This is a genomic window from Azotobacter salinestris (assembly GCF_009363155.1).
In the GTDB taxonomy this organism is placed as follows: domain Bacteria; phylum Pseudomonadota; class Gammaproteobacteria; order Pseudomonadales; family Pseudomonadaceae; genus Azotobacter; species Azotobacter salinestris.
Genome location: NZ_CP045302.1, coordinates 4,233,071 through 4,247,763, shown reverse-complemented (window position 1 = coordinate 4,247,763; position 14,693 = coordinate 4,233,071). Strand labels below are relative to the sequence as shown.

16 protein-coding genes are annotated in these 14,693 nt (G+C 65.8%); 10 read left to right on the top strand and 6 right to left on the bottom strand.

Translation table 11 applies throughout. From position 1 onward, the window contains the following. The first annotated feature begins 296 nt into the window (after positions 1 to 296). Together GCU53_RS19940 and GCU53_RS19935 are read left to right on the top strand one after the other, a co-directional pair. A complete protein-coding gene (locus GCU53_RS19940; RefSeq protein WP_152389148.1) occupies positions 297 to 506 on the top strand; it encodes a DUF2061 domain-containing protein in 210 nt (69 codons plus the stop codon). An 81-nt stretch (positions 507 to 587) separates the two neighbouring features. Next, positions 588 to 2,189, top strand: coding sequence for a glycoside hydrolase family 17 protein (locus tag GCU53_RS19935; RefSeq protein ID WP_152389147.1), 1,602 nt, complete (start codon positions 588 to 590; stop codon positions 2,187 to 2,189). On the opposite strand, the gene GCU53_RS19930 is transcribed toward GCU53_RS19935, so the two are convergent. After that, positions 2,169 to 2,525 (bottom strand): hypothetical protein, encoded by a 357-nt coding sequence (locus GCU53_RS19930; RefSeq protein WP_152389146.1) that lies wholly within the window; start codon positions 2,523 to 2,525, stop codon positions 2,169 to 2,171. The genes GCU53_RS19935 and GCU53_RS19930 overlap by 21 nt on opposite strands. A gap of 154 nt (positions 2,526 to 2,679) precedes the next feature. Between GCU53_RS19930 and GCU53_RS19925 the strand changes: the two genes are divergently transcribed. Together GCU53_RS19925 and GCU53_RS19920 are read left to right on the top strand one after the other, a co-directional pair. Next, positions 2,680 to 3,978: an alpha/beta fold hydrolase gene (locus GCU53_RS19925; RefSeq protein ID WP_152389145.1), complete on the top strand. Its 1,299-nt coding sequence runs from the start codon at positions 2,680 to 2,682 to the stop codon at positions 3,976 to 3,978. Further along, a complete protein-coding gene (locus tag GCU53_RS19920) occupies positions 3,971 to 4,741 on the top strand; it encodes an MlaA family lipoprotein (protein WP_152389144.1) in 771 nt (256 codons plus the stop codon). Before GCU53_RS19925 ends, GCU53_RS19920 begins: the two co-directional genes overlap by 8 nt. Positions 4,742 to 4,752: 11 nt before the next feature. Here GCU53_RS19920 and GCU53_RS19915 read toward each other — a convergent pair whose 3' ends face one another. Beyond that, on the bottom strand, positions 4,753 to 5,676 hold the full coding sequence (locus GCU53_RS19915; RefSeq protein ID WP_152389143.1) for a lipid A biosynthesis lauroyl acyltransferase: 924 nt from the start codon (positions 5,674 to 5,676) through the stop codon (positions 4,753 to 4,755). A gap of 228 nt (positions 5,677 to 5,904) precedes the next feature. Between GCU53_RS19915 and minC the strand changes: the two genes are divergently transcribed. From minC to GCU53_RS19890, 5 genes are all read left to right on the top strand, one after another. Next, the gene (minC, locus tag GCU53_RS19910) at positions 5,905 to 6,648 is read left to right on the top strand and encodes a septum site-determining protein MinC (protein WP_152389142.1); all 744 of its coding nucleotides are present in this window, start codon (positions 5,905 to 5,907) and stop codon (positions 6,646 to 6,648) included. A gap of 97 nt (positions 6,649 to 6,745) precedes the next feature. Continuing rightward, positions 6,746 to 7,561 carry a septum site-determining protein MinD gene (minD, locus tag GCU53_RS19905; protein ID WP_152389141.1) on the top strand — a complete coding sequence of 272 codons (816 nt, stop codon included), beginning with the start codon at positions 6,746 to 6,748 and terminating at the stop codon, positions 7,559 to 7,561. Then, positions 7,558 to 7,812: a cell division topological specificity factor MinE gene (gene minE, locus GCU53_RS19900; RefSeq protein WP_152389140.1), complete on the top strand. Its 255-nt coding sequence runs from the start codon at positions 7,558 to 7,560 to the stop codon at positions 7,810 to 7,812. The genes minD and minE overlap by 4 nt, the downstream gene beginning before the upstream one ends. 98 nt (positions 7,813 to 7,910) lie before the next feature. Beyond that, the gene (locus GCU53_RS19895) at positions 7,911 to 8,546 is read left to right on the top strand and encodes an RluA family pseudouridine synthase (RefSeq protein ID WP_152389139.1); all 636 of its coding nucleotides are present in this window, start codon (positions 7,911 to 7,913) and stop codon (positions 8,544 to 8,546) included. Between the two features lie 78 nt (positions 8,547 to 8,624). Beyond that, positions 8,625 to 9,914: a M18 family aminopeptidase gene (locus tag GCU53_RS19890; RefSeq protein WP_152389138.1), complete on the top strand. Its 1,290-nt coding sequence runs from the start codon at positions 8,625 to 8,627 to the stop codon at positions 9,912 to 9,914. 83 nt (positions 9,915 to 9,997) lie between these two features. Here GCU53_RS19890 and GCU53_RS19885 read toward each other — a convergent pair whose 3' ends face one another. Next, positions 9,998 to 10,960, bottom strand: a complete 963-nt coding sequence (locus GCU53_RS19885; RefSeq protein ID WP_152389137.1) for an NAD(P)H-quinone oxidoreductase — start codon at positions 10,958 to 10,960, stop codon at positions 9,998 to 10,000. Between the two features lie 124 nt (positions 10,961 to 11,084). Here GCU53_RS19885 and GCU53_RS19880 point away from each other — a divergent pair, with 124 nt between their 5' ends. Then, a complete protein-coding gene (locus tag GCU53_RS19880) occupies positions 11,085 to 13,166 on the top strand; it encodes a carboxy terminal-processing peptidase (RefSeq protein WP_152389136.1) in 2,082 nt (693 codons plus the stop codon). A 113-nt stretch (positions 13,167 to 13,279) separates the two neighbouring features. Here the strand turns inward: GCU53_RS19880 and GCU53_RS19875 are convergent, their stop codons facing one another. From GCU53_RS19875 to GCU53_RS19865, 3 genes are all read right to left on the bottom strand, one after another. After that, positions 13,280 to 13,642, bottom strand: coding sequence for a hypothetical protein (locus tag GCU53_RS19875; RefSeq protein ID WP_152389135.1), 363 nt, complete (start codon positions 13,640 to 13,642; stop codon positions 13,280 to 13,282). Then, the gene (locus GCU53_RS19870) at positions 13,639 to 13,980 is read right to left on the bottom strand and encodes a helix-turn-helix domain-containing protein (RefSeq protein WP_152389134.1); all 342 of its coding nucleotides are present in this window, start codon (positions 13,978 to 13,980) and stop codon (positions 13,639 to 13,641) included. Before GCU53_RS19870 ends, GCU53_RS19875 begins: the two co-directional genes overlap by 4 nt. Positions 13,981 to 14,069: 89 nt before the next feature. Then, the gene (locus GCU53_RS19865; RefSeq protein WP_208845334.1) at positions 14,070 to 14,504 is read right to left on the bottom strand and encodes a YkvA family protein; all 435 of its coding nucleotides are present in this window, start codon (positions 14,502 to 14,504) and stop codon (positions 14,070 to 14,072) included. Positions 14,505 to 14,693: the final 189 nt, after the last annotated feature.

Here is a 14,693-nt window from a genome sequence, read left to right as displayed (position 1 = left end):
GATTGCGGGGTAGGCACACTCTAGATCGCCCCCCAACGGACAACAGACGACCTTAGTCTTAGCCGGTCGTCTCCCCGGCTCGGAGGCGAGATGGGAAGTCCGTCCCAGAGCCGTATCCGGGCCCGCAAGGACGGTCCGGCAGAAGCGGCCGGCCGTCGGCGACAGCGCAAGGCGCGCCCAGGATTGACGGCGCCTATCGGCGCCATGCAAAGCGGCCATTTCCGCACCATCCATCCGCTCGTTATCCTGAAATCATCAAGGAACGATCCGCCTGCGATCCGCCTGCGAGGTGTGCCATGCTCAAGACCCTGACCTTCACGCTGATGCACTTCTGCATCGCTTTCGGCGTTGCCTATGCACTGACCGGCAGCGTAACGGTCGGCGGACTGGTGGCGGCGGTCGAGCCCCTGTGCAACTCGGTGGGGTTCTATGTTCACGAGAAGCTCTGGCAACGTCTGGAACGGGCCCGCGACAAGCCGGACGGGCGTTCGCAATCCCTCTGGTAGCATCGCCACGCCTGAAGCCGGTGCGATGTCGGGCCGGGAGCGGTTAAGATGCGCGGCTCGGCCGACGGATGATCTCGAACCATGCCTGCCACCTCGCGCTTTCCGCTACCGCCCTACCTGTTCGCCACCCTTCTCGCCCTGCTGGCCCTGAGCGGCATCTGGTACAGCGCCGGCCAGCCAGTCATGCTGGCGGACGTAGTCAGCCCCACGCACAAGCTGCAATGCGTGTCCTATAGCCCGTTCGACAAGGACCAGTCGCCCTTCGACAAGCCGTTCGTGCTGCGCGAGGCGCGCATGGATGCCGATCTGGCGCTGCTCGCCGAACGCTTCCAGTGCGTACGCACCTATTCCATGACCGGCATGGAGGGACTCCCCGCCCTGGCCCGCAAGCACGGCCTCAAGCTGATGCTCGGCGCCTGGGTGAGCCCCGACCCGGTGGATACCGAGGCCGAAATCGCACTGCTGATCGATGCGGCCAAGGCCAACCCGGATATCGTCGAGGCGGTGATCGTCGGCAACGAGACCCTGCTGCGCAAGGAGGTCACCGCCACCCATCTGGCCTCGCTGATCGAGCGAGTCAAGGACAGCATCGACCAGCCGGTCACCTATGCCGACGTCTGGGAGTTCTGGCTGAAACATCCGGAGGTCGCCCCGGCAGTGGATTTCCTGACCATCCATCTGCTCCCCTACTGGGAGGACGATCCGAGCGGAATCGACCAGGCGCTCGCCCAGGTCGCCCGCGTCCGCCAGGAGTTCGGCCAGCGCTTCGCCCCCAAGGACATCCTGATCGGCGAGACCGGCTGGCCCAGCGAGGGCCGCCAGCGGGAAACCGCCCTGCCCAGCCGGGTCAACCAGGCGCTGTTCGTCCGCGGCTTCGTCGCCATGGCCGAGCAGCACGGCTGGCGCTACAACCTGATCGAGGCCTTCGACCAACCCTGGAAGCGCCAGAGCGAAGGTGCGGTGGGCGGCTACTGGGGATTGCTGGATGCCGAACGCGAGGACAAGCACATCCTCGCCGGTCCGATCTCCAACCTGCCGCACTGGCCGATCTGGCTGGGCATCGGCGTGCTGATCGCGGCCGGCGCGCTGGTCGTCGCCGGCCGCCCGGCCTCCACCGCCGCGGCCCTGCTGCTGCCGCCACTGGCCGCGCTCGGCGGCGCCTGCATAGGGTTGTGGGGCGAACTGGCACGCATCACCAGCCGCTACCCCGGTGAATGGCTGTGGGCCGCCCTGCTGATCGGCCTGAACCTGATCGTGCTGCTCCACGGCGTGCTGCTGCTGTCGGCCCGCGAGGGCTTTCGCATCCGGCTGCTCGCCTGGCTGGATGCGCGCGGCGGCTGGTGGCTGGCCGCCGCCGGCTTCGCCGGAGCGGTGATGATGCTGGCGCTGGTGTTCGATGCCCGCTACCGCAGCTTTCCCAGCGCGGCCCTGCTGTTGCCGGCGCTGCTCTATGGCTGCCGGCCGGCGGCCGGCCCGCGCCGGGAAATCGCCCTGCTGCTGGCGCTGATCGGAGCCGGCATCCTGCCGCAGCTGTATCAAGAAACCCTGCTCAACCAGCAGGCGCTCGGCTGGGCGCTGGTCAGCCTCCTGCTGGCGGTCGCCCTCGGCCGCAGCCTGCGGCTGCGCAGCCCGGCCTCTGCCGCCGCGGCGGCAGAGGCCGCCTCAGCGGCGAACCAGACGTAGCCCGGCGATGACCACGGCGAATACCGCCAGGCTGGCGGTGTAGAGCACCAGCGCCGGAATCCCCAGGCACAGGCCCGCGAGCGCCAGCCGCCAGCCGGCGCGCCCGGGCAGCAGGAAGGCAGCCAGCGCCGCGGCCAGGGCGCTCCACGCCAGCAGGCGGAAATGGATCATCAGTCCCAGCCCGGCGCGCAACTGGCATTCCCAGCGCTGCGCCTGCTCGACACACAGGCCGACCCACTGGCCATCCTCCATCAGGGCGAAGCGCAACCCGTAGCTGGCCGCCAGCCAGAACGGCAGGAACAGCAGCAGGACGATCAGGGGCAGGCGCGAGGACATGGGGGATCTCCGGGGGCAAATGCCCGCCAGCATAACCAGCGGCGGCCCGGAAGCAAGCGCCCCTGCGTCCGCTCGGCGCACGGGGGTTCCATCGGGACCCTACCTGCATTACAAGCAGTTCCATGGCCCGCTCACCCACGAGGTTGGATCCTGCATGCCCCGCCTGCCATCCATCGCCGTTCTGCTCGGCGGCCTGCTGCTCTGCAGTCGCCTGTCGGCGGCCGACATCGACCCGGCGAGCTACGGCTTTCCGCTGCACAACCCCTTCGAGGCTACCATTGCCACCACGCCGCCGGAACTGCGCCCCGCCCTGCCGCTCGACAGCGAGATCGATCAGCACGACTACAGCCTGTCGCTGCACCCGGAGCGTCCGTTCGCGCTGCCGGGCAACCTGCGCCAGGTGCGGGATCTGCGCTATCGACTGGCCCGCCAGGCGCATGCCGCACCGCTGATCTTCATCATCTCCGGCACCGGTGCGCACTATGCCAGCAGTCTCACCGAACACCTGAAACGACTGTTCTACGGCGCCGGCTTCCATGTGGTGCAGCTGTCCTCGCCGACCAGCTACGACTTTATGACCGCCGCCTCGCGCGCCGCCACGCCCGGCCTCAGCCGCGAGGATGCCGACGACCTGTACCGGGTCATGGAGGCGGTGCGGGCACAGCAGGCGGATCTGCCGGTCACTGCCTACCACCTGACCGGCTACAGCCTCGGCGCCCTTCACGCGGCCTTCGTCAGCCAGTTGGACGAGAGCCGCGGGCGCTTCGGCTTCAAGCGCGTGCTGCTGCTCAATCCGCCGGTCAATCCCTACAACTCGATCCGCAACCTCGACCGCCTGGTACAGACCGATGTTCCGGGCATCACCGGCAACCTGACCTTCTACGAGCTGATCCTCGGCAAGCTGACCCGCTACTTCCAGCGCCGCGGCTACATCGACCTCAACGAGGCCCTGCTGTACGACCTGCAGCAGTCGAAGGAACGCCTGACGGACGAGGAAATGGCCATGCTGATCGGCTCGGTGTTTCGCTTCGCCGCCGCCGACATCGCCTATACCTCGGACCTCATCAACCGCCGCGGGCTGATCACGCCACCGAACTACCCGGTCGAGGAGGACACCCCGCTCGCGCCCTTCTTCATCCGCGCCCTGCAGTGCAACTTCGGCTGCTACCTGGACGAACAGCTGATCCCCCAGTGGCGCCTGCACCACAACGGCGGCAGCCTGTCCCAGCTGATCGAGCAGATCGGCCTGCAGGTCCTGCAGGAATACCTGGCCGGCAGCCGCAAGATCGCCGTGATGCACAATGCCGACGACCTCATCCTCGGCCCCGGCGACCTCGCCTTCCTGCGCCGCACCTTCGGCGAACGGCTGACGCTCTATCCGTTCGGCGGGCACTGCGGCAACCTCAACTACCGAGTCAACAGCCAGGCCATGCTGGACTTCTTTCGTGGCTGAACGCACATGGCTCTTCGCCGCCGTACTGCTCGCCGGCACGCTTCAGGCTGCTGCGGCTCCGGTAGATGCGGACGGCTTCAAGCATCCGCTGGACAGCCTGCAGTTCAACACCGACCGAGACCAGCGCGAGTTCGAACGCGCCAGCCTCGCCATCCTGAATGTTCAGGATCCGTGGGAACGCTGGAACCGGCGGGTCTACCACTTCAACCAGCGCTTCGACGAGCGGGTACTGCTGCCGGTGGTGCGCGGTTATCGCGTCATCACTCCGGGATTCGTGCGCAGCGGCGTGCACAACTTCTTCGGCAATCTCGCCGAGATCCCCAGCCTGCTCAACAGCCTGTTGCAGCTGCGCGGCAGGCGCGCCCTGGACACCGGAACCCGCCTGCTGCTCAACACCACCCTGGGCGTCGCCGGCCTGTGGGACCCGGCCAGCCGCATGGGACTGCCCAGGCAGAGCGAGGATTTCGGCCAGACCCTCGGTGCCTACGGCGTGCCTGCGGGCCCCTATCTGATGCTGCCGGTCCTCGGCCCGTCCAATCTGCGCGATGCCGGCGGCCAGTTGGCGGATTTGCTCGCCGCCGACCGGATCGACTACCTGAGCGTCGCCACGGTCAGCGGCGCCCACCCGGAAATATCCGTGCTAAAGGCCATCGACAAGCGCGACGGCACTCCGTTCCGCTACGGACAGCTCAATTCGCCGTTCGAGTACAACAAGATTCGCTACGTCTACACCCGCGCCCGCCAATTGCAGATCGAGGAGTAGTGGCCGGTTCGCTATTGGTAGAGGCTCGGCTCGCCATCCGGCCGGCTCTTGAAGCGCCGGTGCGCCCACAGGTACTGCTCGGGCTGCTGGCGCACCGCCTGCTCGACCCAGCGGTTGATGCGCAGGCAGTCGGCTTCCTCGCTCTCGCCGGGAAAATCCGCCAGCGGCGAATGGATCGTCAGCCGGTAGCCGGAGCCGTCGGCCAGACGGGTCTGGATGAAGGGCATCACCTGCGCCTTGCCGAGGCGGGCGAACTTGGTCGTCGCCGTCACGGTCGCCGCCGGGATGCCGAACAGCGGCACGAAGAGGCTCTGCTTGCGCCCGTAATCCTGGTCCGGGGCGTACCAGATGGCGCGTCCGGCACGCAGCACCTTGAGCATGGCGCGGATGTCCTCGCGCTCGATGGCGGTGGCATCGGCATTGTGCCGCTCGCGACCGCGTCGCTGGACATAGTCGAAGACCGGGTTGGAGTGCTCGCGATACATGCCGTCGATGGTCTGCCGCTGGCCGAGCAGGGCGGCGCCGATCTCCAGGGTGGTGAAGTGCAGGGCCATGAGGATCACGCCCCGGCCCTCGGCCTGGGCCCGCTGCAGATGCTCGAGCCCCTCGATGTGCGCCAGCCGGGCGAGGCGCCGGCGTGGCCACCACCAACTGATGGCCATCTCGAAGAAGGCGATGCCCATCGAGGCGAAGTTCTCCTTCAGCAGACGCTCGTGCTCTGCGGCGGACAGCTCGGGAAAGCACAGCTCCAGATTGCGCCTGGCGATGCGCCGACGCGAACCTGCCAGACGATAGGTCAGTGCACCCAGCCATCGGCCGAGCCGCAACAGCCAGGCATAGGGCAGCTGGGCGACCAGCCAGAACAGCCCCAGTCCCAGCCAGAGGCCCCAGAAACGCGGATGGAGAAAACAGCTGCGAAAGCGCGGACGATCCATTGACGGCCCCGAAAGCGGCAAAAGCCGCCATTCTAGCGGGAAAAAGCTGTTCGCGACCTCGGTGCAGGGCGGTCGTCAGGATCACTTTTGTCCGGCGCCCGGCCCCGTGGCAATGCACTGCGGGCTTGTCAGGCGCATCGTCGGCCCAGGGGGCGGTTTTCCTCCGTCCGGCTAGCCTGGCGCCACGTTTCCCGCTATAAGACCGCCATTCATTGCAATGGGCAGATCATGAGCCAAGCCGACCTCCTCGACCCAGCCCCCGTGTTCCAGCTCAAGGGCAGCATGCTCGCCATCACCGTGCTGGAACTGGCACACAACGACCTGGCCCGTCTCGACCGCCAATTGAGCGAAAAGGTGGCGCAGGCCCCCAACTTCTTCCAGAACACGCCACTGGTCCTCGCCCTGGACAAACTCCAGCCCGGCGCGCAACGGCTCGACCTGCGCGCCCTGCTGGCGGTCTGCCGGCGCCATGGCCTGCGCACCCTGGCGATCCGCGCCAGCCTGGCCGAACACATCGCCGCCGCCCAGGCGCTGGACCTGCCGATCCTGCCGCCCTCCAGCGCGCGGGAGCGGCCGATCACGCCCGGCACCCCGGCCGCTGCACCGGCCCCGAAAGCCGAGAAGCCGGCCGAGCCGGCCGTACGTCCGACGCGGGTGGTCACCGTCCCGGTACGCGGCGGCCAGCAGATCTACGCCCCGGGGGGCGACCTGCTGGTCCTGGCCCCGGTCAGCGCCGGTGCGGAACTGCTCGCCGACGGCAACATCCATGTGTATGCCCCGATGCGGGGCCGCGCCCTGGCCGGCATCAAGGGCAACAGCCAGGCCCGGATCTTTTGCCGGACGCTGGCCGCCGAGCTGATCTCCATCGCCGGCCGCTACAAGGTGGCCGAAGACCTCCGGCGCGATCCGAACTGGGGCGAGGCCGTGCACATTCATCTGGCTGGCGACGTGTTGAACATCACTCGCCTTTAACGGATACTCGCGCGCTTTCAGGGGCTTTAACGGACTGGACTCCAAGCCACCCGCACGGCTCAACGCTCCCGTTCCTCTTCACTTGGGGTGAATCATCTTGGCCAAGATCCTCGTAGTCACTTCCGGCAAGGGTGGCGTCGGCAAAACCACGACCAGCGCCGCCATCGGTACCGGCCTCGCCCTGCGCGGGCACAAGACCGTCGTCGTCGATTTCGACGTAGGTCTGCGCAACCTCGACCTGATCATGGGCTGTGAACGTCGGGTCGTGTACGACTTCGTCAACGTCATCCAAGGCGATGCCACGCTCAGCCAGGCCCTGATCAAGGACAAGCGCCTGGAAAATCTCTATGTGCTGGCGGCCAGCCAGACCCGCGACAAGGATGCCCTGAGCACCGAGGGCGTGGGCCGGGTGATGGACGAGTTGCGCGAGTCCTTCGAGTACATCATCTGCGACTCGCCGGCAGGAATCGAGAAAGGTGCGCACCTGGCCATGTATTTCGCCGACGAGGCGATCGTGGTGACCAACCCGGAAGTGTCCTCGGTGCGCGACTCCGACCGCATGCTCGGCCTGCTCGCCAGCAAGTCGCGGCGCGCCGAGAATGGCGAGGAGCCGATCAAGGAGCATCTGCTGCTGACCCGCTACAGCCCCGACCGCGTGAACAAGGGCGAGATGCTCGGGGTGGAAGACGTCGAGGAGATCCTCGCCATCCGCCTGCTTGGGGTGATTCCCGAGTCCCAGTCGGTCCTCAAGGCCTCCAACCAGGGCATTCCGGTGATCCTCGACGAACAGAGCGATGCCGGCTTGGCCTATAGCGACGCCGTGGAGCGGCTGCTGGGCAAGGACACGCCGCACCGCTTCCTCGATGTGCAGAAGAAGGGATTCCTGCAACGCCTGTTTGGAGGCCGTGAATGAATATTTTCGACTTCTTTCGCGAGCGCAAGAAACAAACATCTGCGTCCATCGCGAAAGAGCGTCTGCAGATCATCGTCGCCCACGAGCGCGGCCAGCGCAGTGCGCCGGACTACCTGCCGGACCTGCAAAAGGAGCTGATCGAGGTGATCCGCAAGTACGTCAACATCGACAACGATCAGGTACAAGTGATCCTCGAAGACCAGGGCAACTGCTCGATCCTGGAGCTCAACGTCACCCTGCCGGATCGCTGAGCGGTTCGCCCTGCAACGATGGCGAACCCGCAGGTCCGGTGAGAATGCAGTCGCTTTCACGAGGCTGGCGGTCGCCGTCGTCGCTTCCGGATATCCCCATGCCCCTGTCGAACATCGAAATCGTCCACCAGGACGACGCCCTGCTGGTGGTCAACAAGCCCACCCTGCTGCTTTCGGTGCCGGGTCGCGCCGAAGACAACCGGGACTGCCTGGTCACGCGCCTGCAGGAGAACGGCTATCCCGAGGCGCGCATCGTGCATCGTCTCGACTGGGAAACCTCCGGCCTGATCGTGCTGGCCCGCGACGCCGACAGCCACCGCGAGCTGTCCCGCCAGTTCCACGACCGGGAGACCGAGAAGGCCTATACCGCGCTCTGCTGGGGCCAGCCCGAGGCCGATAGCGGGCGCATCGAACTGCCGCTTCGCTATGACCCACCGACCAAGCCGCGCCACGTGGTCGACCACGAACAGGGGCGCCATGCCCTGACCTTCTGGCGGATACTGGAGCGCTGCGGCCGTTACAGCCGCGTCGAGCTGACCCCGATCACCGGCCGCTCCCATCAGCTGCGCGTACACATGCTATCCATCGGCCACCCACTGCTGGGCGATCGCCTCTACGCCCATGGCGAGGCCCTGGCTGCCGCCGAACGCCTGTGCCTGCATGCCAGCCTGCTGGTCCTCAGCCACCCGCAGAGCGGCGAGCGCCTGCGCTTCGAGAGCACCGCGCCTTTCTGAACCCGGCGAGCCAGACGCCCGCCTGCAGCCCGGCGCCCTTTTCGATACACTCCGCTGCAACGCTGTCCGGAGTCCACTATGCGTACAGAACTCAACCAGGGCCTGATCGACTTCCTCAAGGCTTCCCCCACTCCCTTCCACGCCTGCGCCAGTCTGGCTCAGCGCCTCGAATCCGCCGGCTACCAGCGTCTCGACGAACGCGAAGCCTGGCCGACCCAGCCCGGCGGACGCTACTACGTCACCCGCAACGACTCTTCGATCATCGCCATCCAGCTCGGCCGACGCTCGCCGCTGGAGGGAGGCCTGCGGCTGGTCGGCGCCCACACCGACAGCCCCTGCCTGCGCGTCAAGCCGCAGCCGGAGCTGAACCGCCAGGGCTTCTGGCAGCTCGGCGTGGAGGTCTATGGCGGCGTCCTGCTCGCCCCCTGGTTCGACCGCGACCTGTCGCTGGCCGGACGGGTCACCTTCCGCCGCGCCGGCCGCGTCGAAAGCCAGCTGATCAACTTCAAGCAGCCGATCGCCATCATTCCCAACCTGGCCATCCACCTCAACCGCGAGGCCAACCAAGGCTGGGCGATCAACGCGCAGAACGAATTGCCGCCCATCCTCGCGCAGATCGCCGGTGACGAGCGTGGCGACTTCCGTGCCCTGCTGGCCGAGCAGCTGCAGCGCGAGCACGAGATCAATGCCGACGTGGTGCTGGATTTCGAGCTCTGCTTCTACGATACCCAGGGTGCCGCGCTGATCGGCCTGAACCAGGACTTCATCGCCGGCGCCCGTCTGGACAACCTGCTGTCCTGCTACGCCGGCCTGCAGGCTCTGCTCGCCGCCGGCGACACGGAAAGCTGCGTGCTGGTCTGTACCGACCACGAGGAGATCGGCTCCTGCTCCACCTGCGGTGCCGACGGTCCCTTCCTCGAACAGGTACTCGACCGCCTGCTGCCGGAAGGCGATGCCTTCGCACGCATCATGCAGAAATCGCTGCTGGTTTCCGCGGACAACGCCCACGGCGTGCATCCCAACTATGCCGACCGCCATGACGCCAACCACGGTCCGAAGCTCAACGCCGGCCCGGTGATCAAGGTCAACAGCAACCAGCGCTATGCGACCAACAGCGAGACCGCCGGCTTCTTCCGCCACCTGTGCTTCGACGTCGAGGTACCGGTGCAGAGCTTCGTGGTGCGCAGCGACATGGGCTGCGGCTCGACCATCGGTCCGATCACTGCCAGCCGGCTCGGCGTGCGCGCCGTCGACATCGGTCTGCCGACCTTCGCCATGCACTCCATCCGCGAGCTGGCCGGCAGCCATGACCTCACACATCTGGTGAAGGTCCTGACCGCCTTCTACTCGAGCCCGCTGCTGCCTTGACAAGGGCCACCGCCCTGCCTTCCTGAGGCAGGGCGAAGGCGAACTCGGCGGCCGGCCCCCGCGCAGGGCCGACCGCCCTCGGATCAAGCCAGGCTGTCGTCGATCACCAGCGCCACTTTGCCGGATACGGTGTTGCTGGCCAGCATCTCGAAGGCCGCGCCGACATCCTTGGCGGCGAAGCTGTACTCCAGGCGCGGATCGAGGCGCCCCTCGGCGAACAGCGGCCAGACGTGCCGACGCAGCTCATCGATCAGTTCGCCCTTGAAGGCGTCGTCGCGGTTGCGCAGGGTCGAGCCGATCAGTTGCACCCGCTTGCCCAGCAACTTGGCCAGATCCAGCTGTGCTTCGCGTCCGCCCATCAGGCCGATGATCACCCAACGTCCGTCGCGGGCCAGCAGATCCAGATCCAGCGCAGCATAGCGCGCGCCGATCGGATCGAGGATCACGTCGAAGGGAGCGAAGTCGCGCAGCCCCTCGAGATCCTGGGTGCGCAGCACGCCGCCTTGGGCACCGAGCGATTCGCAGTAGGCCAGGCGCTCGGGAGAGCCGACGCTGACCCAGCAGGGATTGCCGAATGCCTTGCACAACTGGATGCCCGCCGAGCCGACCCCGCTGGCCCCGGCGTGGATCAGCGCCTTCTCGCCCGACTTGAGGGCACCCAGCTTGAACAGGTTGAGCCAAGCCGTGGCATAGACCTCCGGCAACACGGCCGCCTTGACCAGGGACATCCCCTCCGGAACCGGCATCACATGCCGCCCGTCGACCACCACTTCCTCGGCCATGCCGCCACCGGCCAGCAGTGCGCAGACCCGGTCGCCGACCTGCCAGCGACTGCCTGCGCCAACCTCGCTGACCACTCCGGCGCACTCCAGGCCGAGCACGTCGCTGGCACCGGGCGGTGGCGGATAGAGTCCGGCACGCTGCAGCAGATCGGCCCGATTCAGACCGGCGGCTGCCACACGAATCCTGATTTGTCCCGCGTCACAGGAAGGCGCAGGCCGCTCGACCCACTCCACACTTCCCTCGATGCCTTGCAATGCCTTCATGCTACCTCCATAGTAGATTCCTGAGTCATTTCGCCGTCGGATCCGCTCCCTTCCATCAAGAAAGGAACCCGGTACCCCACCTGACGGCCTAATATGCGTTATCACTCCCCACTAGTCGAATGACATGAAGCGCCTTTTCCCCAGCACTTTCCTCGCCTTCACCCTCGGCCTCAGTGCTTCGCTGCTGGCCCAGACGGCTGATGCCGGCAACTGGGACACCCTGCAACCGGACCGTGACCAGGTGATCGCCAGCCTGAACGTGGTGGAGCTCCTCAAGCGCCATCACTACAGCAAGCCACCACTCAACGATGCGCGCTCGGAAAAGATCTATGAGAGCTATCTCAAGCTGCTCGATCCGGCCCGCAGCTACTTCACCGCGGCAGACATCGCCGAGTTCGACCGTTGGCGCACCCAGTTCGACGACTTCCTGAAAGGCGGCGACCTGCAACCCGGCTTCACCATCTACAAGCGCCACCTGACCCGTCTGGCCGAGCGTCTGCACTTCACCCTGGGCCTGCTCGAGAAAGGCGTGGACAGCTTCGACTTCGAGCGCGACGAGAGCCTGCTGGTCGACCGCGAGAACGCTCCCTGGGCGGCGGACAAGGCTGCCCTAGACGACCTCTGGCGCAAGCGCCTGAAGGACGAGGCGCTTCGCATGAAGATCGCCGGCAAGGAGCCGAAGGCCATCCAGGAGCTGCTCATCAAGCGCTACCGCAACCAGTTGTCGCGCCTGGAGCAGACCCGCAGCGAAGACATCTTCCAGACCTACATCAATGCCTTCGCGCAGACCTATGACCCGCACACCAATTACCTGTCGCCTGACAATGCGGAAAACTTCGACATCAACATGAGTCTGTCGCTCGAGGGCATCGGCGCGGTGCTGCAAAGCGACAACGAGCACGTCAAGGTGGTCCGCCTGGTCCCCGCCGGCCCGGCGGAGAAGAGCAAGCAGATCGCCCCCGCCGACAAGATCGTCGGCGTCGCCCAGGCCAACGGCGAAATGGTCGACGTGATCGGCTGGCGCCTGGACGAGGTGGTCAAGCTGATCCGCGGACCGAAGGGCTCGGTAGTGCGCCTGGAGATCATTCCGGCCAGCAACGCTCCCAACGACGAGACCAGCAAGGTGGTCGCCATCACCCGGGAAGCGGTAAAGCTGGAAGAACAGGCCGCCAAGAAGTCCGTGCTCGAACTGCCCCACGAAGGGCACACCTACAAGCTCGGGGTGATCGAGATCCCGGCCTTCTACCTGGACTTCAAGGCGTTCCGCGCCGGCGACCCCAACTACAAGAGCACTACCCGCGACGTGAAGCGCCTGCTCAGCGAACTGAAGGCGGAGAAGGTCGACGGCGTGGTCATCGACCTGCGCAACAACGGCGGCGGCTCGCTGCAGGAAGCCACCGAGCTGACTGGCCTGTTCATCGACCAGGGACCCACCGTACTGGTGCGCAACAACGACGGCCGGGTCGACGTGCTCGCCGACGAGAACGGTGGCACCTACTACACCGGCCCGATGGCGGTCCTGGTCAACCGCCTCTCCGCCTCGGCCTCGGAAATCTTCGCCGGCGCCATGCAGGACTATCATCGCGCCTTGATCATCGGCGGCCAGACCTTCGGCAAGGGCACGGTGCAAACCATCCAGCCGCTCAACCATGGCGAGCTGAAGCTGACCCTGGCCAAGTTCTACCGGGTTTCCGGACAGAGCACCCAGCACCAGGGCGTGATTCCGGACATCAGCTATCCCGACGAGGTCGACACTCAGGAAATCGGCGAGAGCGCCCTGCCGGAAGCCATGCCCTGGGACAGCATCCGCCCGGCGATCCGCCCGGAAGTAGATCCGTTCAAGCCGTTCCTGAGCGAGCTCAAGGCACGCCATGACCAGCGTACGGCCCGGGATCCCGACTTTGTCTTTACCCGCAACCGCCTTGATCTGAGCCGACAGCTGATGCAGGAGACCACCGTCAGCCTCAATGAGGGCAAGCGGCGTGCCCAGCACAGCTCCATCGAGTCCAGACAGCTGGCCATCGAGAACGAGCGGCGCAAGGCCAAGGGCGAGGAGCTGCTGACCAAGTTGAAGGATGAGGACGAAAACGCTCTGCCCTTGGCGGACGACAAGAGCAAGAAGCCCGAGGACGATGCCTATCTGGCGGAAACCGGACGCATCCTGCTCGACTACCTGGGCCTGAGGGCCTCAGTGGCCAAGCACTGATCCGCTCGGGCAGACAGCACGAAAAAAGGGGCCGCACATGCGGCCCCTTTGGCTTTCGCAACCCGGACAGGGATCCACCCCAGCTATCCGCGACAAGCGGAACAGGCAGCCCCTCACCGCTCCTCGTAACTGAATTCGAAGACCCGCACCACTTCTGCGGCATGCCACGACGCTGCCGCTGCACCATCGGGAGCCCCGGAAAAGCGGCCAAGCCGCGCCACGCAATCGAAGAAGCCGGGGCGCGGCAAACGGCTTGCTCCCTGACTGATGACCAGCGAACTACGCAGCGGTCTCTCGGCACGTGCATCCAGGACCGCCAGATGCTCCAGCGCGGCAGTCAGCGTCTGCATGGCTGGCGGTGGCAGTTGCAGGCGCTCGATCAGCGCGCGATAGGTCAACAAATGCCGACTCTGACGCGCGTCGTCCAGTTCGCCCAGCAACGCCTGCCAATGCTGGCGACTGATGCGAATGGTCAAGAATCCACCTCCCACTCCGCAATGCCCAAGGCCTGCGCCAAGGCACGCCGGATCGCGGAATCCGGCTGTCGCTCACCCGCCTCGATCATGCCCAGATAGGACGGGCTGATGCCCACGGCTCTAGCCAATTGCTCCTGCGACATATTTTGAGCTTCGCGCAGGGCAGCCAATTCCGCAAGGGCCGGAGCCGCGGCAGGCCGCTCGGGCAGTTCGGACATCCCTCCAGCCTGTCCTGCTGCCTGCAGCAGTGCTTGATAGTCGGCCCAGGGCAGCACCGCATACTCCGCCTGCCCATCACGCATGATCATCTGAACGTTCGTACTTTTTTTCTCGTGCATCGATCCTATCCATATATCGACAGTTTGCCTGTCACCAAAACTCCCAGGTCCTGCCGCCTCCCGGGGTCGGAAGGCAGCGCCAGCGGACCTCAGCGCCCTTCCGGCCCGGGAGCCGGCAGGCGCTCCAGATCGGCCAGGCTTTGTGGCGACTGGGCGGCCAGCCAGGCGCGAAAGGCATCCAGTTCGCCCCGCCAACTGCGTGCCACCCAGGCCAGCACCGCGATGTCGTCCAGGTATCCCAAACCCAGGAACCAGTCGGGCAGCGCGTCCAGGGGAGACAGGAAATACAGTAACCCGGCGATCGACGCGAGCAATGCCTGCTGACTGACCTGCCGGTATTGTCCACGCCACCAGGCCAGACAGAGCAATTGCAACAGGTGCAGCTCCTCTCGGAAACCACCTAGCCACTGCCCCCTGCGCTCCTTCTTGCGCGCCACATCCAGCAAGAACTCCCTCAGTCGCCCATCGGCCAGCAGGGATCGAGCAAGGCGAAAAAATCGAAAGAAGAACCAAGGTGCTTTCATGATCGACCTCCGCAGCGTGCGGTTTTCTGGCTTACTCACAAAATCTGTGGATAACCATGTGGGCAAAGCCTATAACAGCTTGGCCAAAAGCAGCTCTTTGCGCCTCCGCAACAAATTGGACACTTTCTGATCTGTAAAAAATACACCTGAATCAAAAACTTGAGGCCCATCGAGAATAGACTGAAGCGG